We start from the raw sequence: 23543 nt of genomic DNA, 5'->3' as shown, positions 1-23543 counted from the left end.
GTAATGGCGCGCCTGTTCCACGTTCCCCTTTCCCCGTTTTGCCGCAAGGTGCGCCTGAGTCTTGCTGAAAAGAAGATCGAAGTGGAGCTGGTTGAAGAACGCTATTGGGAGCAGGACCCCGATTTTATGCGGCGCAACCCTGCTGGCAAGGTGCCGGTGCTGCGGCTTGACGGGATTATCATGTCGGAAAGTGCTGCGATCTGCGAATATCTGGAAGAGACCCGACCGGAGCCGTCCTTGTTGCCTTCTGATCCGTTAGAGCGGTTAGAGGTGCGCCGGCTGGTCAATTGGTTTGATGACAAGTTTCATGTCGAGGTGACATCCAAGCTGTTGTACGAGCGGGTGAACAAGAAGATGATGAAACAGGGGTATCCCGACAGTAAGAACGTCAAGGCCGGTGCCAAGGCGATCAAATACCATTTGGATTATATGACATGGTTGCTGGATCATCGCCGCTGGTTGGCGGGGGATAAAATGACATTGGCCGATTTCGCTGCGGCGGCGCATTTGTCGTCGCTGGATTATATTTCGGACGTGGATTGGAACCGGTCGGAAGTGGTGAAAGACTGGTATGCCAAGATAAAGTCACGTCCGGCGTTTCGTGCCCTGTTGGCGGATCAGGTATCGGGATTCCCGCCGCCGAAACATTATAACGATCTGGATTTTTAAGCGGTGGCCCACGCCAGTTCCTGTGCCTGCCGAGAGTGCGGACAGTATATAAGGCCAAAAAGAGAATGGACCTGAAGGCGCGGTTGGTTGAACAAGCTCTGAGCGAAGGGTTTGTTGCCTGCCGGATTTGTCGTCCTTGGGATGTGCCCGAGGTGCCAGCACGGCTGGAGGCCTTTGTGCAGGCCGGGTACCATGGGCAGATGGGATGGATGGCAGACCGGATGGCGTGGCGGGGTAACCCGGCGGCCCTGTGGCCAGAGGCAAAATCGGTGATCATGCTGGCCGAGAGCTATGCGCCGGAACATGATCCGTTGGCGGTATTGGCGCATCCCGAAAAGGCTGCCGTTTCGGTTTATGCGCAGGGGCGCGATTATCATGATATTGTCAAGAAGCGGCTGAAGCGGCTGGCGCGGTGGTTGATTGAGCAGCAGCCCTGCGAGGTGAAGGTTTTTGTCGATACAGCCCCCGTGCCGGAGAAAGCACTGGCACAGGCGAGCGGGTTGGGATGGCAGGGCAAACACACCAATGTAGTAAGTCGGGATTGGGGTAATTGGGCCTTTTTAGGGTCTGTATTTACCACATTGGATTTGGAGGTGGATGCCCCCGAGGTGGACCGTTGCGGTTCCTGCACGGCCTGTCAGGTGGCCTGTCCGACGGAGGCTTTTCCGGCCCCGTACCGGTTGGACGGGCGGCGCTGTATTTCCTATCTGACGATCGAACATAAGGGGCCGGTGGAGCATGAGCTGCGCGGCAAATTGGGCAACCGGATTTACGGATGTGACGATTGTCTGGCGGCCTGTCCCTGGAACAAATTTGCGGTTCAGGCGAGCGACATGCGGTATCACGGGGCCTTGCGCGAGGCGGCGGATCTGGAGGAACTGGTCGGACTGGATGATGCGGCGTTTCGGTTGCGGTTTTCAGGATCGCCTGTGAAGCGTATCGGGCGGGACCGTTTTGTGCGCAACGTGCTTTATGCCATTGGCAATTCCGGTTTGCCGGAGCTGGCGGAGGCGGCACGGGGATTGATGCATGATCCTGATCCAGCGGTTGCGGATGCGGCGGTTTGGGCGCTGGAGAAGTTGGCCGCGGGCTGACGCAAACAGGCTGGACCATTTTGTTCCATCCGATACACCTGATTCGAATGAAATGAGGGGAATGGCCATGGCGTTGCTTTTGGGCGTTGATACAGGCGGCACCTATACGGATGCGGTGTTGGTGCGGGATGAAGAGGCGGTGATTGCTTCGGCCAAGTCGTTGACCACGCGGCATGATCTTGCGCTGGGGGTGGGGGCCGCAGTGCAGGCGGTTCTGGCACAGGCCGATGTGGCCGCGTCTGACATTGCCTTGGCGTCGCTGTCGACGACGCTTGCGACCAATGCGCTGGTTGAAGGGCAGGGCGGGCGCGTTGCGCTGATCTATATCGGGTTTCGCGAGAAGGATTTGGCGGGGCACGGATTGGCCGAGGCGCTGAAGGGTGATCCCTATATCGTGCTGGACGGTGGTCATAATCATGCCGGTGGCGAGGCGATGGCGTTGGATGAAGCGGGGCTCATCGTCTTTTTAGAGACACATAAGGAAGAAGTCAGCGGGTTTGCTGTTGCCAGCCAGTTTGCCACGCGCAATCCGGCGCATGAGCTGCGGGCGGCAGAATTGGTTGCGCAAATTACCGGGCGGCCAGTTTCGGCGTCACATCAGTTATCGGCCAAGTTGAATGGCCCCAAGCGGGCGCTGACGGCGGTGTTGAACGCACGGCTGATTGGGATGATCGATCGGTTGATCGGGCGTGCCGAAGACACGCTGACAGCGATGGGGATCGAGGCCCCGCTGATGGTGGTTCGGGGAGATGGGGCGCTGATTTCCAGCGGACAGGCGCGCGAGCGGCCTATCGAGACAATCCTGAGTGGACCGGCGGCGTCGATTGTCGGGGCGCGATGGATGACGGGTGTGGATCATGCATTGGTCAGTGATATCGGCGGAACAACGACGGATGTCGCGTTGTTGCGCGATGGGCGTCCGGCGATTGATCCGGCGGGTGCCCGTGTTGGCCCCTATCGCACCATGGTCGAGGCGGTGGCGATGCGTACGACCGGCCTTGGTGGGGACAGTGAGGTTCATTTCATTGCGGAAGGGTTGCAGGGGGGCGTGACCCTGGGGCCAAAGCGGGTGCTTCCGGTATCGCTGGTGGCGGTTGATGCGCCAGAGGTGGTGCATACTGCGCTGGATGCGCAGCTGCGTGCGTCAACACCGGGAGAGCATGACGGGCGATTCGTGCGGGCGGTGCAGGGGCTGAGCCGGGAGGGTATCGGGCCGCGTGAAACACAGTTGCTTGAGCGAATTGGAGAGGGGCTTCATCCTTTGGGGGACATCTTGCGGGCGCGGGTTGAACAGGGCGCGTTGCAACGGTTGGTTGGGCGCGGATTGGTTCAGGTGTCCGGGGTGACGCCCTCGGATGCCAGCCATGTTCTGGGCCGGGTGATGGAGTGGGATGCCGGTGCTGCGCGCAAGGCGCTGCAATTGTTCGGGCGCAGGCGAACGGGATCAGGGACGGTTCTGTCGACCAGTGAGGATGACGTGGCGCAGATGATTGTGGATCGTCTGACCTACCAGACGAGTTTGGCTTTGTTAGAGACTGCTTTTGCCGAGGAGGATTTCCCATTTGATGCCGATCCGGCGGTTCTGGCCAGACATGTGTTGATGCAGCGCGGGATGGCGGGGCATCACGGTTTGGTCAAGTTAGAGACTGGTTTGAACGTCTCTGTTGTTGGGTTGGGGGCCTCTGCCCGCAGTTACTATCCGGCTGTTGGTGAAATGCTGGGCTGTGAGATGATCCTGCCGGAATATGCCGGCGTCGCCAATGCCATCGGTGCGGTGGTGGGGCGGGTCACGATGCGCCAAAGCGGGACGGTGACATCACCCAGCGAGGGGAAATATCGCGTGCATCTTTTGGACGGGCCTGTCGATTTTGCAGATCAAGACAGTGCATTGGCAGAGTTAGAGACTGTTTTGCGGCGTGACGCCACGGCTGAGGCGCAGATGGCCGGTGCCGAGGATATTCAGGTCTCGGTGCAGCGCGACATCCGGACAGCCGGTGTTGAATCGCGGGAGGTCTTTATTGAGGCGCATATCACTGTTGAGGCCGCGGGGCGCCCGCGCGTGGCAATGTAGGGCGGGGGTAACCCCGCCCAATCCGTTATTCAGCCGCGGCGCGTTTGGGCAAGACCCAGTCGGCGCGGGGGAAGTGGCAGGTATAGCCGTTGGGGGTCCGCTCAAGGTAATCTTGGTGTTCGGACTCTGCTTCCCAAAAATCACCAGCTGGTTCGACTTCGGTCACGACCTTGCCCGGCCACAGCCCCGAGGCGTCGACATCGGCGATTGTGTCCAAGGCCACGGCCTTTTGTTCATCGCTCACATAGTAGATGGCGGAACGATAGGAGAGGCCACGGTCGTTGCCCTGCCGGTTTTCGGTTGTAGGGTCGTGGATTTGAAAAAAGAACTCAAGCTGTTCACGAAATGAGGTGAGCGTGGGGTCAAAGACCACTTCGATGCCTTCGGCGTGGGTGCCATGGTTGCGGTAGGTGGCATTTGGCACGTCGCCACCGGTGTATCCCACACGGGTCGAAATCACGCCGGGGCGGCGACGGATCAGATCCTGCATCCCCCAGAAACAACCACCTGCCAGAACTGCGCGTTCGGTATTCATGCTACGTCCTCCACTTGAGTAATGTAATCGCCATAGCCTTCGTCAGCCATGTCATCGCGATGGACAAAGCGCAGCGAGGCAGAGTTGATGCAATAGCGCAGACCGCCACGATCTGGCGGGCCGTCGGGGAAAACATGCCCGAGGTGGCTGTCGCCGTGTTTGCTGCGCACTTCGGTGCGGACCATGCCCAGTGATGCATCGCGGTGTTCGGTCACGTTTTCGATGGGTTTGGTAAAGCTGGGCCAGCCGCAGCCGCTTTCGTATTTGTCGGAGGAGGCAAATAGGGGCTCTCCTGAAACGATATCCACATAGATGCCGGGTTCTTTATTACCAAGCAGCTTGCCGGTGCCCGGGCGTTCCGTCCCGCTTTCCTGTGTCACGTGATATTCTTCGGGTGACAGGTTGGCGACGACTTCGGCGCGTTTTTCATATTTTGACATGACGTCCTCCTTGGCGCTTTTGTTGTGCATTAGGGTCAGGACCCATTAATCCTGTATCGTCAGCGGCAATTTCACGAAATTTCAATGGTTTGGGCCGCGCCGTCAATAGTGGTTCTATTTGCAAGCGGTCCAAGACGCTGAAATGAAGTGAAATTCCCGCCGTGCGGGTTTGCCGCTTCCATCGTCACATCCATTTGAAATAGAACCACTATTTCTGCATAAGATGTTCCTTGTTAGCGAAAAAATCGGGCAAACTGACGGCACAGGATTAATGGGTCCTGACCTTAGATGGGGTGTGATCGTGAAATTCAAAGGGTTTCTGTCGATTGTGCAACTTCATGTGATCGGGCTGCGTGTCTGGCAGCAGAGATGGCGGAAAGGGGAGTTGAGAATGAAATGGGTTTTCGGATTGGTTCTTGCGATGCTGGGCACGGTGGTCTGCGCGGCACCCCGTGATGTGACCTTTGCCAGCATTGACGGAGGATCAATGAACCTGCGCGACTGGGCCGGCCAGCCGGTGCTGGTGGTGAATACAGCGTCACAATGTGGGTTTACAAAGCAATACGGTGGGTTGCAGGCCCTGTATGATACATTCAAAGGTCGAGGGCTGGTGGTGCTGGCCGTGCCATCGGATGATTTCAATCAGGAATTGGCCAGCGGCAGCGAAGTTAAGGAATTTTGCGAGGTTACTTTTGGGCTGGACTTGCCGATGGCGGATATCACCCATGTGAAAGGCCACCACGCGCATGGATTTTACAAAGCGGTGCGGGCGGAAACAGGGTTTGTGCCGCGGTGGAATTTCAACAAGGTGCTGATCGGGCCTGACGGGACGGTTGCGGGTACATGGGGTGCGATGGTCAAGCCGCAGTCACGGGCGATCCTTGACGCAATAGAGCCGTTTTTGAAGTAAGTCCGGTTCGTCGGGGGGCCGCGTTTTCGGGGGTTACCCCTTGGTGTTTCCTGACCACAGCACCTTGCCATCCGCCGCCTCGGTGCCCGGTGGATTGCCATAGGCGTTGCGGTAGCTTTTTGAGAAATGCGACAGGGATTTGAACCCGCAGGCGACACAGACGTCAGTCACACTCAGGTCGGTCTGGCGCAGAAGGTTGCGGGCTTTCTCCAGTCGCAGATGCAGGTAGTAGCGTTTGGGCGAGGTCGAAAGATAGCGTGCAAATAGGCGTTCCAGCTGTCGTGTGGACAGGTGGATCAGTTCGGCGATTTCATCGGGGCGCAGAGGATCTTCGAGGTTGTTTTCCATGATCTGGATAGTGAGGAGCAGCTTGGCGTTGCGCACCTCGGGGCGTGACAGCAAGGACATGCGTTGCCCCTGTGACTGCGCGCGCGGCGCGGTATAGACCATTTGATCAGCGACCCATGTGGCAAGGTCGGTGCCGTAATCGGCGCTGACACGGTACAGCATTAGATCCATAGAGGCCGCCCCGCCCGCCGATGTAAAGACGCGCCCGTCAACGGAATAAAGCGTGTCCTCCATGACAACATCAGGCAGCATTTCGGCCAGTGCGGTTTTGTATTCCCAATGGGTTGTAACGCGCTTGCCCCCGATCAAACCTGCGAGGGCCAGCGTATAGGTGCCAGAGGAAAGCGCCCCGTAATCCATGCCCTTGCGGGTTTCGCGGCGCAGCCAGTTCAGGACCGGTTTGGTACTGCCTTGGCCTGCGTTTTCACCAGCACAGACGATCAGGGTTTCATGCCGGTCCAACTCGGTCAGGGCGCAATCGACCTCGACGCGGACCCCGTTGTAGGCGGACACCGGATTGCCATCCGCCGACAGCATCCGCCAGTGGTAGAATTGACGCCCGGACGGGTGGTGGTTTGCAAGGGACAGGCAATCCAACGCACAGGAAAACCCCAGAGTTGAGAAACCCGGCAGCAGGAGGAAAGCATAGGACTTGGGTGAATCGTCTGGGTTCATCGCCCCAGCTTATACAGTGTGGCCTGTCGGCCAGACGCCGAACTGCGGCATGTTTTGTCGTGTTTAAGACCTGGGCTGGCGTGAGACCTGAACCGCGAGGATACCAGCGGTGATGATTGCCACGCCAAGGATGTCGCGTGCGCCCAGAGCTTCGGAGAGGAGAAGGGCGGCGATGGCGACACCAAAGAACGGGTTGAGAAAGTGGAAGGTTGCGGCGCGTGTGGCCCCAACCCGGTTGACCAGCCAGAACCAGATGATTGTCGCGGCAAGGCCAGGGAACAGGCAGGTGTAGGTAAAGGCCAATGCCAGCGGCACTGTCGGGTTTAGGCGTGGGGTTTCGAATGCAAGGGTGGCCAATGTCAAAGCGGCGCAGCCGACCAGCATTTGCAAGCCGACGATCATCAGGAAGTTCCCGCCAGAGGTGGCACCACGTACCAGCAGGGTTGCGGCGGTCAGCGCGATGACGCCCACCACACAAAGCCCGACGCCCGCCAGATCGACACCGCCATTAATGCGCGCGCCCATGATGATGCCGACGCCGATCAAACCGGCAAACAGGCCCGCGATGCCCATAGGGCGCAGCCGTTCGCCAAAGATCACCCAGACGGCGAACCCGACAAGCAGAGGCATGGTTGAAGCGATGATGGCGGCAAGGGAGGCTTCGACGGTTTGCATCGCGATAAAGTTCAGACCAAGGTAAACGGCGTTTTGCAGGATGCCAAAGATGATCGTGGCGCGCCATTGTGCCGGTGTCAGCCGCATGGACTGGCCAAGAGCCAGCGCAATGGTGACGCCCAATAGGCCCGAAATCAGATAGCGGCAGGACAGGGCGAACAGGGGCGACATGTCAGCAACGATGATGCGGGCAGAGGTAAAAGCCGATGACCACATGATCGCAAAGATCAGCCCCATCAGTATTGCGCGTATGTCCATGTGAAACCCCGTCCCTGAATGGCTGCAAACTCTGCCAAGACGAACGCAGGGGCAAGGGGGGTGTCTGTGCTTTGCGACGTGGGCTTGCCAGTCCCGTTCTATGTGGAACGTCAGACGAATTTGACCTTCACGTTAAAGATTGACCCAAAATCCTGAAAATCGGCATAGCTGACCTTCGCGCGGGTCGCGGCGAAGGTCTTGAAAGGGTCCAGAGTCACAGATGCCGAACAGTGCATGAACGTCCACTATTATGAATTTGCAAAAAAGAACAAAACATGAACAATGCTATTGGTGTATGACCTACGATTCTTTATATGGGCAAATTTTGCCGTTCCCTCAGCCTGTCACCTTTGGGCAACCTGCATTGACGGACGTTTTGTGTCAAAAATCCGCCGATGCGGGTGCAATTGGCGTTGTTTTGGCAGAATTAGGTCAAGTGGATATGCCTATTGTGTGGGTGCAGGATTATGCAGCACGCCGCGAAAACGGGCAGCTTTATGCACCGGGTCTGCGGTCCATGCAGATTACGCAGCCAATCTTGCGAGTCACTGTCAGTCATCCGCGCGATGTGCTGTGGTCAATGGAGGAAGCCGCAACATGTGCAGGTCTGACCGCTGTCATAGGCGAGGTGCATGGCGCACCCGCTGCACTAGACTTTACTGCCACCAAACGTCTGACGATGCGGGCAGAAGCGTCAGGCGTCCCACTGTATCTGATCCGCAGTGGCGATCCCGGTGTCTTAAGTGCGGCGCGCGCAAGATGGCGCGTGGTATCATTGCCGTCCCAGCCCAATCCGCACGATGCGCAGGCCCCAGGACAGGCGCAGTGGGATCTGGATTTATTTCGTGCGCGAGGCCGCAATCCGGGGCGCTGGGTCGCGCGTTATGACCCGCAAGCAAGCCGCGCCGCAGATCGTCTCAGTCTGGTTCCCCGATCTGACCTACGAACGCTGGAAACGGGTGATCAGCGCCTACCGGACAGTGCCAAGCCGTGATGTACCCGTGGTTTTATCGCGTGAAGGCACCCATGGCCCTGTCGTGTATAGCATTAATCAAGCCGCAAGAACGCGCGGCATCAACATCGGCGACCGTGTGGTCGATGCGCAGGCGATCCACACCGACTTACACGTTGAAAGTGCCGATCTAGATGGTGATCAGGCCCTGATGCAACGCCTTGTACACTGGGCACGGCGCTGGTGTCCGTGGACTGTGAAGGACGGGCCCGATGGGTTGTATTTGGATGTGACGGGGGCCACCCATTTGTTTGAGGGCGATGCGCGGATGTTGCGCGATATAGTACAACGTTTTGCCATACAGGGGCTGACAGCAAAGGTGGCGATGGCCCCGACACCGGGGGCCGCACAGGCTTTGGCGCGCTATGGTATCCCTTTTCAGATCAGCAGGTGTCGAGATGTGGCGTCGGCACTATCGCCGTTGCCCGTGAAGGCGTTGCGTCTGACGCCTGAGACGACACGCTTGCTTGATCGGCTTGGCCTTAAAACAATCGGCGCATTGGTCACTGTACCACGCGCCGCTTTAATGCAGCGATTCTCTACGATACCCGCAGACCAAAACCCATTGATGCTGATGGATCGCGCTTTTGGTGCCAGCCCTGATCCGTTGAACGCGCCCGCTGATCATGTGCAATTTATCGCCCGTGCGCGCCTGTCTGAACCTGTAATTGACCCTGTGCCGCACCTCAAAGGGCTTGTGGATGAGCTGTGCCAACACTTGGCCGATGCGGAACAAGGGGCGCGTCAGCTGCGCCTTATAATTTACCGCATTGATAGCGAATGCCGAACGGTGCAGTTGACTACGGCCAAGGCCAGCCGTGATAAGGCCCATCTGCTGCGTCTCTTTGATGGCAAACTCGACGGTATTGATCCCGGTTTCGGATTTGATCTGCTTACGCTTGAGGCTGTGCAGGTCGAACCTGTAATGCGCATCCAAGAAAACCTTGATGGCAAACGCGACGCACAGGCTGATATTTCAGGATTGATCGACAGGCTCACCGCGCGGTTGGGACGCGAGAACATCACGTGGTCCACATGGCGCGAAAGCCATATTCCAGAGCGGATTGAAGGCCGTGTGCCAGCCTTGCAAGGTGCGCCCACGCAAGCGCCTAAACTACCGCACGAGCGCCCCATCCGCGTCCTTGGTCCCCCTGAGGAGGTGCGCGTGATCTATGCGGTTCCCGAAGGCCCGCCATCGCAATTTCGCTGGCGCGGGGTGCTGTATAAATCGACACGCCACGCAGGACCGGAACGTATCGCGCCAGAATGGTGGCGCGACCGACCCGGCACGCGATTGCGTGATTATTACAAGGTCGAGGTTCAAGATGGTCGTCGCTTTTGGCTCTACCGTGAAGGCGTGTTGTATGACGGGCGCGGCGATGATCCACGTTGGTTTATGCATGGGTTCTTCACCTGATGCCGCTGCAAGAGGGAAATCCGCGCCGCACGTTGGAGGACGAAGGCTTCACGCCCAACCCGCCTAGCCCATATGTAGAGTTTGGCATGGCCAGTTGCTTTTCCTTTTTGCGGGCGGCATCTGACGCTGTGGATTTGACGGCGAAGGCTAACGTGCTGGGCTATGACAGTATCGGCATCGCAGATCGTAACACGCTGGCGGGAATTGTCCGAATACACACGGAAGCTGAAAAAGCATGCGTGCATCCGCTGATAGGGGCGCGTCTGGTGTTGCTGTGTGGAACGGAATTGCTGGCCTACCCACAGGATCGTGCCGCATATGCACGGCTATCTATGCTTTTATCACAGGGCAAAATGCAAACCGCAGACGGCGCGTGGCAGGACAAAGGCGAAACGCACCTGACGCTTGAGATGCTACGCGACCACGCCGAAGACCTGCACCTTATCGTCATGCCGCCCGAGAATTTAGATGTGTTCGCGGCGTGCCTGCCGCGTCTTATGAAGGCGTTGCCCGATATGGCTTATATCGGTGCGACGTATCTTTATCGTGGCGATGATCGCGTGCGGATCAACCGGCTTGATATGTTGGCTCGCGCGCATGGGTTGGCAATTCTAGCCACAAACGATGTGCTCTATCATGCACCTGACCGACGCCCCTTGCAGGACGTCATGGTCGCAATTCGTGAAGGCGTGACTGTACCCAAGGCCGGTTTCTTGCTGGGGGCAAACGCCGAACGCCACCTCAAATCCCCCACTGAGATGAGCCGTCTTTTCGCAGATTGGCCCCATGCGATCAAAGCCACGCGCACCTTGGCAGATACAATCACCTTCCAACTGACCGATCTACGCTACGAATACCCGCATGAGATCGTGCCGATAGGGAAAACCGCCCAAGACCAGTTGGAACAGCTCACATGGGAGGGGGCCAAAACCCGCTATCCAGATGGCACACCCGATCATGTGATCGCCCTGATCCACAAAGAATTTGCGCTGATCAAAAGCAAAGACATCGCGCGGTATTTTCTGACCATCAACGATATTGTCCGCTTTGCGCGGCATGAGGCACAGCCGCCAATTCTGTGTCAGGGACGCGGATCAGCGGCCAACTCTGCCGTCTGCTTTTGCCTTGGGGTTACCTCCGTCGATCCCAATGAAACAAACGTGCTATTTGAACGCTTCCTGAGCGAAGAACGGGATGAGCCGCCTGACATTGATGTTGATTTTGAACATGAGCGCCGCGAAGAGGTGATCCAATATATGTACGGTAAATACGGGCGTCATCGCGCGGGGCTATGCGCGACCGTGATCCACTACCGTCCCCGATCTGCAATCCGTGAGGTCGGCAAAGCGATGGGGTTGTCAGAGGATGTGACATCCAAACTCGCGGGCACCATTTGGGGCAGTTTCGAAGGGCAGATGGATGACGAGAGGGCCAAAGAAGCGGGGCTTGATTTGTCTGATCCCTATCTGCGGATTGTGCTAAAATTGGCCAAACAGATGATCGGTATGCCGCGCCATTTATCGCAACATGTCGGAGGTTTTATCCTGACTGAGCGCCCGCTGACGGAGATCGTTCCAATCGGGAATGGGGCTATGCCCGAGCGGAGTTTTATCGAATGGGATAAAGACGATATCGACGCTTTGGGCATCTTCAAAGTGGATATTCTGGCGCTTGGGATGCTGACTTGCATTGCCAAATGCTTTGATCTGATTGATGCGCATTACGATCAGCGGTTTGAACTCGCTACTGTTCCGCAAGACGACACGGCCACATATGATATGCTGTGCGAAGGTGACAGCCTCGGGGTGTTCCAAGTTGAAAGCCGTGCGCAAATGGCAATGCTGCCCAAACTGCGCCCGCGTGTGTTTTATGATCTCGTGATTGAGGTCGCCATCGTACGACCTGGTCCAATCCAAGGCGATATGGTGCATCCTTATTTGCGGCGGCGGCAAGGGATAGAGGAGGTCGATTATCCATGTCCAGGCCCAGACCATCCGCAGGACGAGCTTAAAAAAATATTAGAACGCACGATGGGCGTTCCAATATTCCAAGAACAAGCGATGCAAATTGCGATGGATGCGGCCAAGTTCACGCCCGCCCAGTCCAACGCCTTGCGCAAAGCGATGGCAACATTCAGGTCACGCGGCACGATTGAGCAGCTACAATCGCTGATGGTCGGGAATATGGTTGAACGCGGGTATGATCCCGTGTTTGCTCAACGCTGTTTTGACCAGATTAAAGGGTTTGGCGAATACGGCTTTCCCGAAAGCCATGCAGCGAGCTTTGCCAAACTGGTCTATGTCTCAAGCTGGATGAAGTGGCATTACCCAGCGGCTTTTGCTTGTGCGCTGCTGAACTCGCAACCCATGGGGTTTTATGCGCCAGCACAAATCGTGCGGGATGCCCGCGACCATGGCGTAGAAGTGCGCGACGTTGACGTGAACTATTCTGATTGGAATTGCACATTAGAACCTTGTGGCGACGGGTTTGCCTTACGACTGGGTATGCGCTTGGTTGATGGGCTATATGAAGACGCTGCAAACCGGATCGCCGCCATGCGTGACGCGCCCTACAGTGACATCGCCAACCTGAAAGAACGCGCAGGTTTGGATGTGAAAGCTATCGGTAAACTCTCTGCGGCGGACACATTGCGTTCTATGGGGATCGACCGCCGCCAAGCACTTTGGCAATCGCAGGCTCTGAAAGATGCCCCTGCCTTGCCGATTTTTGAACATGCAGCTGCCAGCACACGCGGGCCTGATCCAGATGTGGCGTTGCCCAAGATGCCCAAGGCCGAACACGTCGTTGCAGACTATCAAACCTTACGCCTATCACTCAAAGCGCACCCGATGTCGTTCTATCGTACCAGTCTGCACCAACAGGGGTTTGCCGCATCATCAGACCTGACACGCATGTATCATGGACAACGTGTCTCGCTCGCGGGATTGGTTCTGGTACGGCAAAAACCGGGGAGTGCCAAGGGCGTGTGCTTTATCACGCTTGAGGACGAAACCGGCGTCGCGAACCTCGTGATCTGGCCCAGGATGTTCAAAGTGTACCGCCCAACAATCATGGCTGCGCGGCTGCTGGTGGTCAAAGGGCGCCTGCAAACCGACGGGCGCGTGATCCACGTCGTTGCAGACGATCTACAAGACCGCAGTGAGCGCCTTGCAGGATTGTCGGACGTCGCCTTGCCTGAAATCACAACGCGCGGTGACCATCCAACGCATCCCATTCCGGGACAGGTAGGGATCAGAGGCCACCCGCGTAATGTACGTGTTATTCCAAAGTCCCGAGATTTTCACTAAGACCCGATCGTGGTCTTTTAAAAGCGGAGGTTGATGCAATCGCCGCGAAGGCACGCTTTGTCCCGCATCTGGATCCTGGAAGCTGGCGCGCGGAAGGGCTGGGCTGGGTCAGAAATGCTTGACGTTTGAGCCAGTATTGCGAGACGCGGGCATTGATCGGATTCGGGGTGTGATGGAGACGATTGACAGACCCGCCGCGACCCGCAAAAAAAGGGACCGCTTTTCAGCGCCCCCTTCATAGTATTTTCGCAAAAACCTCGCTTACCCAAGGCTGTCTGAAATTTCAGATTTCAACGCGATGGGTGGTGTGGTGTGCCTGAGGTGTTTCGAAAAACGTTTCAGTACCTGTGACGTGGTGAAGGCTTAGCCGTTCACGCTGTCCTTCAGTGCTTTCGCGATGGTCATTTTGACAACCTTGTCCGCGTCTTTCTTGAACTGTTCGCCTGTCGCAGGGTTGCGGACCATGCGCTCGGGGCGTTCGCGGCAATAGATTTTGCCAACGCCGGGAAGGGTCACGGCACCGCCGCCGGATACTTCGCGTGTGATCAGGTTGCAAACGGCATCAAGTGCTGCGCCTGCTGATTTTTTGTCAGAGCCCATTTCCTCGGCCAGTGCGGCGACGAGCTGTGTCTTTGTCATTGGTTTGGTTGCCATGTTCTTTTTCTCCTTAGACCGCCCGATGTTGGGCCTCATGGCCGGAAAGTAACGGTATGTTGTAGGAAAGCACAACGAATAATCAGGCGAGAATCAGTGAAAATAGCAGTTTTTCGCCTTTTTTCGGGGTGACAGCGGATCAGAGGAAGGCGGTTTCGTCGAACGACCGCAATTTTCGGCTGTGAATGCGTTCCAGTGGAGTTGAGCGCAGTATTTCCATTGCGCGGATTCCGATCATCAAGTGGCGTGACACTTGGGTCTTGTAAAAGTCGGAGGCCATACCCGGCAATTTGAGTTCGCCGTGAAGCGGTTTGTCCGAGACACATAGCAGCGTGCCGTAAGGAACACGGAAGCGGTATCCGTTGGCGGCGATGGTTGCGCTTTCCATGTCCAGCGCGATGGCGCGAGATTGACTAAGGCGCTGAACCGGGCCTGATTGGTCGCGCAGTTCCCAGTTGCGATTATCAATGGTGGCGACGGTGCCGGTGCGCATGATCCGCTTGAGTTCATAACCTTCCAGCTGGGTGACCTGCGCCACGGATTGTTCCAATGCGATCTGGATTTCGGCCAGTGCGGGGATTGGAATCCAGACGGGCAGGTCATCGTCCAGAACGTGGTCTTCGCGCAGATAGGCGTGGGCCAGTACGAAGTCGCCCAAGGCTTGCGTGTTACGCAGACCGGCACAGTGGCCCACCATAATCCAGGCGTGCGGGCGCAAAACCGCAATATGGTCGGTTGCGGTTTTGGCATTGGACGGGCCAACGCCGATGTTAACCAACGTGATGCCAGACCCATCAGCGCGTTTCAGATGATAGGTTGGCATCTGCGGTGTTTTCACCGTTTCAGGAATAGGGGTGTTGCCGTCGGTGATCTCGACATTGCCGGTCGAGACAAAGGAGGTGTAGCCGCTGTTCGGATCGTTCAGTTGCGCGCGGGCGTATTCCTCGAACTCGGTGACATAGAACTGGTAGTTGGTGAACATGACGTGACATTGGAAATGTTCCGGATCGGTGGCGGTGTAATGCGCCAGTCGGGCCAGCGAATAATCCACGCGCTGGGCGGTAAACGGGGCCAGCGGGCGCAGATCATCAACCGGTTGATAGGTGCCATTGACGATGTCGTCATTGGTGGTGGACAGGTCCGGTACATCGAAAATATCGCGCAGGGTGAAATCGGCAGCCCCGTCTTGGGGAATGTTCACGGCATTGTCGCCAGTGACGGCAAAATGCACCGGAATGGGCGTGTCTGACAGGCCAATTGTCACCGGCTGTTCGTGGTTTTCGATCAGCAGGCCGATTTGCTGGATCAGATAATTGCGGAACAGATCGGGGCGGGTGATTGTGGCCGCGAACCGTCCGGGCGATGAGACGTGCCCAAAGCTGAGGCGGCTGTCGACCTGCGCATAGCTGGAGGTGCTAAAGCGAACCTCGGGGTAAAACGCACGGATGCGGGTGTTGGTCACGGGGGTTTCCAGCACCTCGGCGAAATTGTCGCGTAGAAATGCGGTGGCCTGCATGTAAAGCGCAGTCAGGCAATCAACGGCCTGTGTCGCATCGGTAAATTCCTGCGGGTGTGGGGTATCAGGTGTCAGTATCTTCATTTTCGGTCTTTCTGTTCTTTTTGGGGCGGTCCTGCCCGTTTGGAGAATATGGCGTGTCGATGTTACGACACGATAACATCGGTAAATTCGAAGGTGCGCACATCGACCAGGCCAAGGTCGGAAATCCGCAATTCGGGGATCACGACGAGCGCCAGCAGTGAATGCTGCATATAGGCGTTGTTCAGGGTGCAACCACAGTCGCGCATGGCCTGCATCATGTCTTCGGTGGCGGCAGCGATGTCAGCGGCAGGTTGATCAGACATCAGCCCCGCGATGGGCAGTTTAACCAATGCCAGTTCAACACCGTCTTTGAAAATGGTGATGCCGCCGCCAACCTTACGCAAGCGGTTGGCGGCCAGTGCCATCTGTTCGCGATCGGTGCCGACAACAATCATGTGGTGACTATCATGCGCCACGGTCGATGCCATCGCCATGGCACCAGTATACCCAAACCCCGAGACAAAGGCGTTGACGACATTGCCGGTGGCGCGGTGGCGTTCGACCAATGCGATCTGCGCAACCTCGCGGGTGGCCTGAACCCGCCCATCCGTGACCGGCAGTTCGAATTGCAGCGCGCGTGTCGGGGCCTGATTTTCGACCACCCCGATGACATTGGCCGTGACACCATTGGCCCCATGCGGGGCGTGAATGGTAAAGTCATCTCTGCCTAGCGTCTTGCCCATGTTCACCGTCATGCGGGCAGTGTTGGGCCAGTCGTAATGCGGGCACTCAACAAGGCAAACGCCGTCTTGGGCGACAATCCGTCCCCGGGCAATAACAGTCTCTATCGGGAGGGTTTTGAGGTCTGATGTCAGGATCACATCGGCGCGCCGGCCTGGTGTGAGCGACCCGATGTCGCGTTCCAGCCCGAAGTGTGTCGCGGTGTTGATCGTGGCCATTTGCAGGGCGATCAAGGGATCACACCCGCAGTCAATCGCGTGACGGACGACCCGGTTCATATGGCCGTCGTTGACCAGCGTGCCCGAATGGCAATCATCGGTGCAAAGGATCATGTTGCGCGGATCAAGGCCGCGTTCAGTGATGGCGGTGATCTGTGTTTCAACGTCATACCATGCAGAGCCGAGCCGGATCATCGAGCGCATCCCCTGACGCATCCGCATGATAGCGTCCGCCTCGCAGGTGCCCTCGTGATCATCGGCGGGGCCGCCGGCCACATAGGCGGCGAAGGCAGGCCCCAGATCAGGCGAAGCATAATGCCCGCCCACGGTTTTGCCGGCGCGTTGCGTTGCGGCGATTTCGGCCAGCATCTTGGGGTCTGCGTTTGAGACGCCGGGGAAGTTCATCATCTCGCCCAGACCGATAATGCCGGGCCACTGCATCGCTTCGGCCACATCTTCGGCGCTGATTTCAAAGCCGGTGGTTTCCATCCCCGGCGCAGAGGGCGCACAGGAGGGCATTTGGGTGAAGATGTTGATTGGCTGCATCAGGGCTTCGTCATGCATCATCCGCACGCCCTCAAGGCCCAGCACATTGGCGATTTCATGGGGATCGGTGAACATGGAGGTTGTGCCATGGGGAATGACGGCGCGGGCAAACTCGGCTGGCGTCAGCATGCCGCTTTCGATGTGCATGTGGCCGTCACATAGGCCCGGGATCATGTAGCGGCCACTGGCCTTGATGATTTGGGTGCCCGGACCACGACAATGGCTGGCATCCGGTCCGACAAAAGCAATGCGTCCTGCGGTGATGGCGATGTCGTAATCTGGCAGGGCTTCGCGGGTGTGGACATTCACCCAGATGCCGCCGGTGATGATCATATCCGCAGGGGCACGTCCCGCAGCGGTATTGACGAGTTGCGGGGCGACATCGGGCCATGAAGGGAAAGGTTCTTGCGTCATGTCCAAAGGTGGCACAGTGTTTTGTCAGGTTCAAGCGGGAGTGCGTTGAATGGAATACGAAACGGTTGGGGCAGAGGAGTTTGGGGCGTCTTTGCGTGGCATTGGCCTGAACCTGCTGGTGCGCGACGTTAGGGTCGAAATTGCCTTTTTAGAGACTGTTTTCGATATGAAATCGTTCCAACCCACTGCGGATTTTGCGATCATGACCTATGGGGAACAGGTGTTTCAGATTCATGCCGATGGCACTTATCACGCCAATCCGTTGCTGGGGTTGTTGCCAGAGAATCCCCCACGAGGCGGCGGGATTGAAATCAGGCTGTATGACACCGACCCCGAAGTCGCCTGCGCCAAGGCCGAGGCAGCGGGCGGAACGGTACTTCAGGAACCAACAGACAAACCACACGGGCTGCGCGAGGCGTATATCCTGTGTGAAAACGGCTATGCCTGGGTGCCGAGCCGGATCAAGGATGGAACAGGGGAGAAAAATAAATGAGCGTGACACAGATGAAACCGAATATGGATCACTGGCAGGAACGTGTTGATCTGGCGGCGGCGTTCCGGTGGACGGCGCGGCTGGATATGCATGAAAGCGTGGCGAACCATTTTTCACTGGCGGTGAATGACAGCGGATCACAGTTTCTGATGAACCCGAACCAGATGCATTTCTCGCGGATCAAAGCCTCTGATATGTTGCTGATTGATGCAGATGATCCGCAAACCTATCAGGGTCCGAATGCGCCTGATCCGACGGCATGGGGGCTGCATGGCGGGGTACATGCGGCCTGTCCACATGCGCGTTGTGTGATGCATGTGCATTCGATCTATGCAACCGTGCTGGCCTGTCTGCAAGACAGCCGCCTGCCGCCGATTGATCAAAACGCCTGTACGTTTTTCAACCGGGTGGTGATTGATGAAGACTATGGCGGGCTGGCGTTTGAAGATGAGGGCGCGCGCTGTGCAAAGCTGCTGACTGATCCCAAGCAAAAGGTCATGGTCATGGGCTCGCATGGGGTGATGGTGATCGGAGATACGGTCGCGGATACCTTTAACAGGCTCTATTATTTCGAACGCGCCGCTGAGACCTATATCAAGGCGTTACAGACCGGATTGCCGCTGCGCCGTATCTCGGACGAGATTGCAGAAAAGACCGCGCGCGAACTGGAGGAATACCCGGAACAAGATGCGCGCCATCTGGCAGAGCTGAAGGCTATTCTGGACGGTGAAGGATCTGATTATGCGGTTTAGAGACTGTTTCAAAGGAAGTTTCTGATGGCCGAGTGGAATCACAGACCAGAGGTGCCAATCGCGGTCTCGCCGCTTTGGCAATGGCCACCCCAGCCGCTGCGCGTATTGAAATGGTATGCGGACGGCTGGTTCTTTCTGACCATCAATATGGCGATACTGGCGCTGGCTTTGATCAGTTACGCGTGGTTCAGTCCAACGCTTGAACAGGCTCTAACATGGGGGTTTGACTGGATTGCGCTGGTGTTCCTGCGGAACTTTGTCCTGATTTCAGTGATCGCGGGCGGGTTGCACCTGTGGTTTCATACCTATCGCGGGCAGGACGACAGGATGAAATACGACCCGCGCCCGTTTCCGCGCAAAGGGCGGATGTTCAGTTTCAACTCACAGGTGTTGGACAATATGTTCTGGACGCTGGCCAGCGGTGTCACGATCTGGTCGGCGTTCGAGGTGTTGTTCTGGGGATTGCTGGCCAAGGGGTATGCGCCAACCACCAGTTTTACCCAGACGCCGATCTGGTTCGTCGCCTTCTTTTTCGTGATCCCGGTTTGGGAGAGTTTCTATTTCTACTGGATACACCGCCTGTTGCACACCAATCTGTTCTACCGGTTTCACGCATTGCATCATCGCAATACGGATGTGGGGCCGTGGTCGGGATTGTCGATGCATCCGGTGGAACATGGGTTTTATTTCGGCACGGTGATTATTCACCTGATCCTGCCGACACACCCTGTACATCTGATTTTCCATTTGATGTTCTATGCTATTTTGGCCGTCACCACCCACACGGGTTTCGAGGGGCTGTGGTTTCGCAATGCTAAACGTGTGAATCTGGGTATGTTCCACCACCAAATCCACCATCGGTATTTTGAGGTGAATTATGGCAATCTGGATGTGCCTTGGGACAAGTTGTTCGGATCTTTTCATGATGGCACTGACGAGGGAAAGGCGCGGATGAAAGCGCGGCTGGCCGCACGCAACAGGCGGTGACGCGTTGCGCCTGCTGTGCGGTTTCGATTTACTGCGCGGTAAGGGAAATGCGTTAGGTCCGCCGATATGAACATACTTTTTGTGCATCAGAACATGCCGGGGCAATACCGCGAGCTGGTGCAATGGCTTGCGGCGCAGGGTGGGCACCGGATTTTCTTTCTCACGCAGAAGAAAGACGCGCCAAATCTGCCGGGAGTCGAGACGCGGATTTACAAGGCGCATCGCAAGCCGCTCGAGGATGCCTATGGGTTGTCCAAGATTTGGGAAGAGGCGACAGGCGCGGGCTTTGGCGCCGCCATGGCCGCGCGTCAGATCGAAGCCGAAGATGGGTTTGTCCCGGATATCGTCATCGGGCATGTCGGTTGGGGCGAATTGACCTTTTTCAAGCAAGTCTGGCCGGACGTGCCGATCATCGGGTTTTTTGAATATTACTATAACATGACCGGTGGTCTGGTCGGTTTTGATCCTGAAGAGAAAGTATCGGATCACGCGCCGTTTCTGATGGCGGCGCGCAACGCTGTTCCGCTTGCCAATATCGAGGTGGTTGATCAGGGGCATGTGCCAACGCGCTGGCAACGGGATCGTTTCCCGCGCAGTTTCCATGACCGGATGTATGTCTGTCACGACGGGATCAGAACGGACCGGTTACGCCCCGACCCTGCTGTCGAATTACATCTTGGCCGGTTGGACCAGCCGATCAAGAAAGGCGACGAGGTGCTCACCTATGTTGCGCGCAATCTGGAACGGGCGCGGGGGTTTCATGCGTTTATGCGTGCCCTGCCGCGAATCATGCGCGAACGGCCCAATGCGCGGGTTTTGATCGTTGGCGGTAATGACGTGTCCTATGGCGGCAAAAGCAGTGATCCGCAGGGGTTGCGCGGCGAGATGGAACGCGAGGTCGGTGAGGAGCTGGATTGGGAGCGGCTGCATTTTCTGGGGCGCATCCCCTATCCGGATTTTCAGAAACTTGTGCAGGTCAGCCGGTGCCATGTGTATTTGACCATGCCGTTTGTGTTGTCGTGGTCCCTGCTGGAAGCGATGTCGATGGGGGCAACCATTGTGGCGGCTGATGTGGCACCGGTGCGCGAGGCGGTCACCCATGGCGAAACCGGTATGTTGGTCGATTTCCATGATCCGCAAGCACTGGCCGCGCAGGTGGTGGATGTTCTGGGGCAGCCGGAGAAATACGCCCACCTTGGCGTTGCCGCGCGGGCACATGCGGTCAGGGAGTATGATTTCCTGACAAAATGTCTGCCGGAACATATCGCGCAGATTAACGCTTTGGTGCCGCAGGAAAAACGTATCGAAATCGGGTGATTGCCCCTTGTGGCGGGCGGCGGTGCGGGCCATTTTCGCCACATGGAAAAAACCCTGTTTTCATTCGGTCACGGTTTCAGTGCCCGCGCTTTGGCAGCCCGTTTGGTGCCGCAGGGCTGGCGGATCATCGGAACCACGCGTTCGGCGGATAAGATGGCCGAAATTTCTGCTACGGGGGTTACCCCGGTGGCGTGGCCCGGCACGGATATCATGCCCTTACTGCGCGAGGCGCGTTATGTGCTGATCTCGGCGGGGCCGGGACCAGAAGGCGATCCTGTACTGAACCTGTTGCGCGATGAGATTGCAGAGATTGCACCGGATCTGCGCTGGGCCGGGTATCTGTCGACCACCGGGGTATATGGCGATCATCAGGGCGGTTGGGTTGATGAGGATACGCCGCTGGTACCGGCGACCAAGCGCGGCCAATTGCGTGTTGAGGCAGAGGCGGCGTGGCAGGCCGTTCCCGATCTGCCGTTGCATATCTTCCGGTTGGCGGGAATTTACGGACCGGGACGCGGACCGTTTGCCAAGGTGCGCAAGGGCACGGCGCGGCGGATTATCAAGGCGGGGCAGGTGTTTTCACGGATTCACGTTGAGGACATCGCGCAGGCACTGGAATTGTCGATGGCCCGACCTGATGCTGGCGCGATTTACAATCTGTGCGACGATGATCCCGCGCCGCCGCAGGATGTGATTGGCCACGCGGCCGAATTGTTGGGGCTACCTCTGCCTGAGGCGGTCGCATTCGAGACGGCGGATTTGACCCCGATGGCGCGCAGCTTTTATGCCGAAAGCAAGAAGGTGCGTAACGACCGGATCAAAGATGCGTTGGGCTGGTGTCCGAAATATCCTGATTACCGGACAGGTCTGGCCGCCATGCTGGCGGAAAACACGTGACATCCGAGGGCAGTTTGCCCCGTGAATCTGATCGAACCCTGACGGCTTTGTTGGATGGGGTCGCGCATGTCGCACGGGGTGAGGTGGTGACCGTGGCGGATATGCTGGAGGAATTTGGCACGCGCGCAATCACTCCGCTTATTTTGTTGGTATCGCTGCTGTTGGTGTCGCCGTTGTCGGGCATTCCCGGGTTTCCGACGGTATGCGCCGTGATCATCATATTGTTGGCATCGCAGGCGTTGATTGGTCGTCGCAGACTTTGGTTGCCCGGGTGGTTGAAACACAAGAGCCTGTCGGCGGTGCGTGTGCGGCAGGCGGTGTCAATGATGCGCAGGCCCTGTGCGTTTCTCGACCGCCATTCACGCGCCCGTCTGCGGTTCCTGACCCGTGGGTTGATGCGCTGGGTTACCCTGCTAATTTGCGTGATCTTCCCGCTCAGCTGGCCGCCGTTGGAGGTGCTGCCGTTTTTCTCTTCATTTGCGGCAACCGTGATTGCGCTGCTGTCTTTTGGGCTTTTTACACATGACGGGATTTATGTTCTGGCGGGCTATGTGATCGTCGGGTTCAGCATCGGGGCCACAGTTGTGGCGTTGATCTGAGGTGATGCTTGTTCTGCCCGTCTGCTGGCTTCATAAAGAGCGCGACCTTCTCTAACTTCCTCTAACTTTGGATCATTCCTCGTGCGTCAGAAAATTCAAACGCTTCTGGAAAGTGCGCCTTTTGGTAGCTTTATCATGGGTGTTATCATCTTTAACGCCGCTCTTTTGGGGCTTGAGACATCAGACCGTGCGGTCAGCGCGTTCGGGCCGTTGATGTTGTTTCTGGACACTCTTTGTCTGACGATTTTTGTGGTCGAGTTGCTGTTGAAGATGTTTGTGTACCGGCTGCGGTTTTTCCGGGACGGGTGGAACATTTTTGATTTCATTATCGTGGGGATTTCATTGGCACCCGCCGCGGATGGTTTGTCGGCGCTGCGTGCGTTGCGAATTTTGCGGGTGTTGCGTCTGGTCAGTACGGCACCGCGTTTGCGCCGTGTGGTCGAGGGGTTCATTACCGCACTGCCGGGGATGGCATCTGTCTTCACATTGATGGCGCTGATCTTTTACATCGGGGCGGTGATCGCGACAAAATTGTTCGGCAGCGCCTTTGCGGAATGGTTCGGCACCTTGGGGCGCTCGGGATACTCGTTGTTCCAGATCATGACCTTGGAAAGCTGGTCAATGGGGATCGTGCGGCCCGTGATGGAGACCTATCCGCTGGCGTGGCTGTTCTTTATCCCGTTCATTATGGTCACCACCTTTGCAGTGGTGAACCTGTTGGTGGGTCTGATCGTCAACTCGATGCAGGACGCCCATGCCGAGGAAAGCAACGCCGAGACCGGGGCCTATCGTGATGATGTGGCGGCGCGGCTGGCGGCGATTGAACAGCGGCTTGATACCCTGATCGCGCGCCAGAAAGACTAAAGCCTCCCGCCTTACACATGATCGCTTTTCGCGGCCTCCCCCTTCGGGCGAACGCGAAAAGCGATATATCGTGGCTCAGGTTAAAGGCGGGAGGCTTTCGGGGCGGGCT

The 23543-nt window shown here is 57.3% G+C and carries 21 protein-coding genes; 14 read left to right on the top strand and 7 right to left on the bottom strand.

Annotation, left to right across the window (positions count from 1 at the left end; translation table 11 throughout):
* Positions 1 to 3 precede the first annotated feature (3 nt).
* The 3 genes from HKX44_RS10605 (at position 4) to HKX44_RS10595 (ending at position 3834) form a co-directional block, all read left to right on the top strand.
* The gene (locus tag HKX44_RS10605; RefSeq protein ID WP_276151300.1) at positions 4 to 669 is read left to right on the top strand and encodes a glutathione S-transferase family protein; all 666 of its coding nucleotides are present in this window, start codon (positions 4 to 6) and stop codon (positions 667 to 669) included.
* A gap of 65 nt (positions 670 to 734) precedes the next feature.
* Positions 735 to 1763, top strand: coding sequence for a tRNA epoxyqueuosine(34) reductase QueG (queG, locus tag HKX44_RS10600; protein WP_276151299.1), 1029 nt, complete (start codon positions 735 to 737; stop codon positions 1761 to 1763).
* A gap of 67 nt (positions 1764 to 1830) precedes the next feature.
* On the top strand, positions 1831 to 3834 hold the full coding sequence (locus HKX44_RS10595; protein ID WP_276151298.1) for a hydantoinase/oxoprolinase family protein: 2004 nt from the start codon (positions 1831 to 1833) through the stop codon (positions 3832 to 3834).
* 25 nt (positions 3835 to 3859) lie between these two features.
* Here the strand turns inward: HKX44_RS10595 and msrA are convergent, their stop codons facing one another.
* Positions 3860 to 4369, bottom strand: coding sequence for a peptide-methionine (S)-S-oxide reductase MsrA (gene msrA, locus HKX44_RS10590; protein WP_276151297.1), 510 nt, complete (start codon positions 4367 to 4369; stop codon positions 3860 to 3862).
* Positions 4366 to 4809, bottom strand: a complete 444-nt coding sequence (gene msrB, locus HKX44_RS10585) for a peptide-methionine (R)-S-oxide reductase MsrB (RefSeq protein ID WP_276151296.1) — start codon at positions 4807 to 4809, stop codon at positions 4366 to 4368. Before msrB ends, msrA begins: the two co-directional genes overlap by 4 nt.
* Before the next feature lie 391 nt (positions 4810 to 5200).
* Here msrB and HKX44_RS10580 point away from each other — a divergent pair, with 391 nt between their 5' ends.
* Complete coding sequence (locus tag HKX44_RS10580; protein WP_276153715.1) at positions 5201 to 5719, top strand: glutathione peroxidase; 519 nt, start codon at positions 5201 to 5203, stop codon at positions 5717 to 5719.
* A gap of 33 nt (positions 5720 to 5752) precedes the next feature.
* Here HKX44_RS10580 and HKX44_RS10575 read toward each other — a convergent pair whose 3' ends face one another.
* On the bottom strand, positions 5753 to 6742 hold the full coding sequence (locus HKX44_RS10575) for a GlxA family transcriptional regulator (protein ID WP_276151295.1): 990 nt from the start codon (positions 6740 to 6742) through the stop codon (positions 5753 to 5755).
* A gap of 63 nt (positions 6743 to 6805) precedes the next feature.
* On the bottom strand, positions 6806 to 7675 hold the full coding sequence (locus HKX44_RS10570) for a DMT family transporter (RefSeq protein ID WP_276151294.1): 870 nt from the start codon (positions 7673 to 7675) through the stop codon (positions 6806 to 6808).
* Between the two features lie 250 nt (positions 7676 to 7925).
* On the opposite strand from HKX44_RS10570, the gene HKX44_RS10565 reads away from it, so the two are divergent.
* Genes HKX44_RS10565 through HKX44_RS10555 form a run of 3 tightly spaced genes read left to right on the top strand, consistent with a single transcriptional unit; the run spans position 7926 to position 13412 of the window.
* A complete protein-coding gene (locus tag HKX44_RS10565) occupies positions 7926 to 8669 on the top strand; it encodes a hypothetical protein (protein ID WP_276151292.1) in 744 nt (247 codons plus the stop codon).
* A complete protein-coding gene (locus tag HKX44_RS10560; protein ID WP_276151291.1) occupies positions 8560 to 10104 on the top strand; it encodes a DNA polymerase Y family protein in 1545 nt (514 codons plus the stop codon). The genes HKX44_RS10565 and HKX44_RS10560 overlap by 110 nt, the downstream gene beginning before the upstream one ends.
* On the top strand, positions 10104 to 13412 hold the full coding sequence (locus HKX44_RS10555; protein WP_276151290.1) for an error-prone DNA polymerase: 3309 nt from the start codon (positions 10104 to 10106) through the stop codon (positions 13410 to 13412). Before HKX44_RS10560 ends, HKX44_RS10555 begins: the two co-directional genes overlap by 1 nt.
* A 363-nt stretch (positions 13413 to 13775) precedes the next feature.
* Here HKX44_RS10555 and HKX44_RS10550 read toward each other — a convergent pair whose 3' ends face one another.
* From HKX44_RS10550 to ade, 3 genes are all read right to left on the bottom strand, one after another.
* Positions 13776 to 14066, bottom strand: a complete 291-nt coding sequence (locus HKX44_RS10550; RefSeq protein WP_276151289.1) for an HU family DNA-binding protein — start codon at positions 14064 to 14066, stop codon at positions 13776 to 13778.
* Between the two features lie 139 nt (positions 14067 to 14205).
* Positions 14206 to 15666, bottom strand: a complete 1461-nt coding sequence (locus HKX44_RS10545) for an AMP nucleosidase (RefSeq protein ID WP_276151288.1) — start codon at positions 15664 to 15666, stop codon at positions 14206 to 14208.
* Between the two features lie 62 nt (positions 15667 to 15728).
* A complete protein-coding gene (gene ade, locus HKX44_RS10540) occupies positions 15729 to 17525 on the bottom strand; it encodes an adenine deaminase (protein ID WP_276151287.1) in 1797 nt (598 codons plus the stop codon).
* Between the two features lie 49 nt (positions 17526 to 17574).
* Here ade and HKX44_RS10535 point away from each other — a divergent pair, with 49 nt between their 5' ends.
* The 7 genes from HKX44_RS10535 to HKX44_RS10505 all read left to right on the top strand — a co-directional run bounded on the left by HKX44_RS10535 (position 17575) and on the right by HKX44_RS10505 (position 23434).
* Positions 17575 to 18018 (top strand): glyoxalase, encoded by a 444-nt coding sequence (locus tag HKX44_RS10535; RefSeq protein WP_276151286.1) that lies wholly within the window; start codon positions 17575 to 17577, stop codon positions 18016 to 18018.
* A complete protein-coding gene (locus HKX44_RS10530) occupies positions 18015 to 18770 on the top strand; it encodes a class II aldolase and adducin N-terminal domain-containing protein (protein WP_276151285.1) in 756 nt (251 codons plus the stop codon). The genes HKX44_RS10535 and HKX44_RS10530 overlap by 4 nt, the downstream gene beginning before the upstream one ends.
* Positions 18771 to 18794: 24 nt before the next feature.
* On the top strand, positions 18795 to 19757 hold the full coding sequence (locus tag HKX44_RS10525) for a sterol desaturase family protein (protein ID WP_276151284.1): 963 nt from the start codon (positions 18795 to 18797) through the stop codon (positions 19755 to 19757).
* A gap of 66 nt (positions 19758 to 19823) precedes the next feature.
* A complete protein-coding gene (locus HKX44_RS10520; RefSeq protein ID WP_276151283.1) occupies positions 19824 to 21074 on the top strand; it encodes a glycosyltransferase family 4 protein in 1251 nt (416 codons plus the stop codon).
* 42 nt (positions 21075 to 21116) lie between these two features.
* The gene (locus HKX44_RS10515; RefSeq protein WP_276151282.1) at positions 21117 to 21971 is read left to right on the top strand and encodes an SDR family oxidoreductase; all 855 of its coding nucleotides are present in this window, start codon (positions 21117 to 21119) and stop codon (positions 21969 to 21971) included.
* Positions 21968 to 22570 carry an exopolysaccharide biosynthesis protein gene (locus tag HKX44_RS10510; RefSeq protein ID WP_276153216.1) on the top strand — a complete coding sequence of 201 codons (603 nt, stop codon included), beginning with the start codon at positions 21968 to 21970 and terminating at the stop codon, positions 22568 to 22570. Before HKX44_RS10515 ends, HKX44_RS10510 begins: the two co-directional genes overlap by 4 nt.
* Positions 22571 to 22651: 81 nt before the next feature.
* Positions 22652 to 23434, top strand: a complete 783-nt coding sequence (locus tag HKX44_RS10505; RefSeq protein ID WP_276151280.1) for an ion transporter — start codon at positions 22652 to 22654, stop codon at positions 23432 to 23434.
* The last annotated feature ends 109 nt before the right edge of the window (positions 23435 to 23543 follow it).

Origin of the sequence: Sulfitobacter sp. M05, assembly GCF_029285175.1 — a bacterium.
Taxonomy (GTDB): Bacteria; Pseudomonadota; Alphaproteobacteria; order Rhodobacterales; family Rhodobacteraceae; genus Sulfitobacter.
Note: the sequence above shows the minus strand (reverse complement) of the source record. Positions and strands in the feature narration are given on the sequence as shown.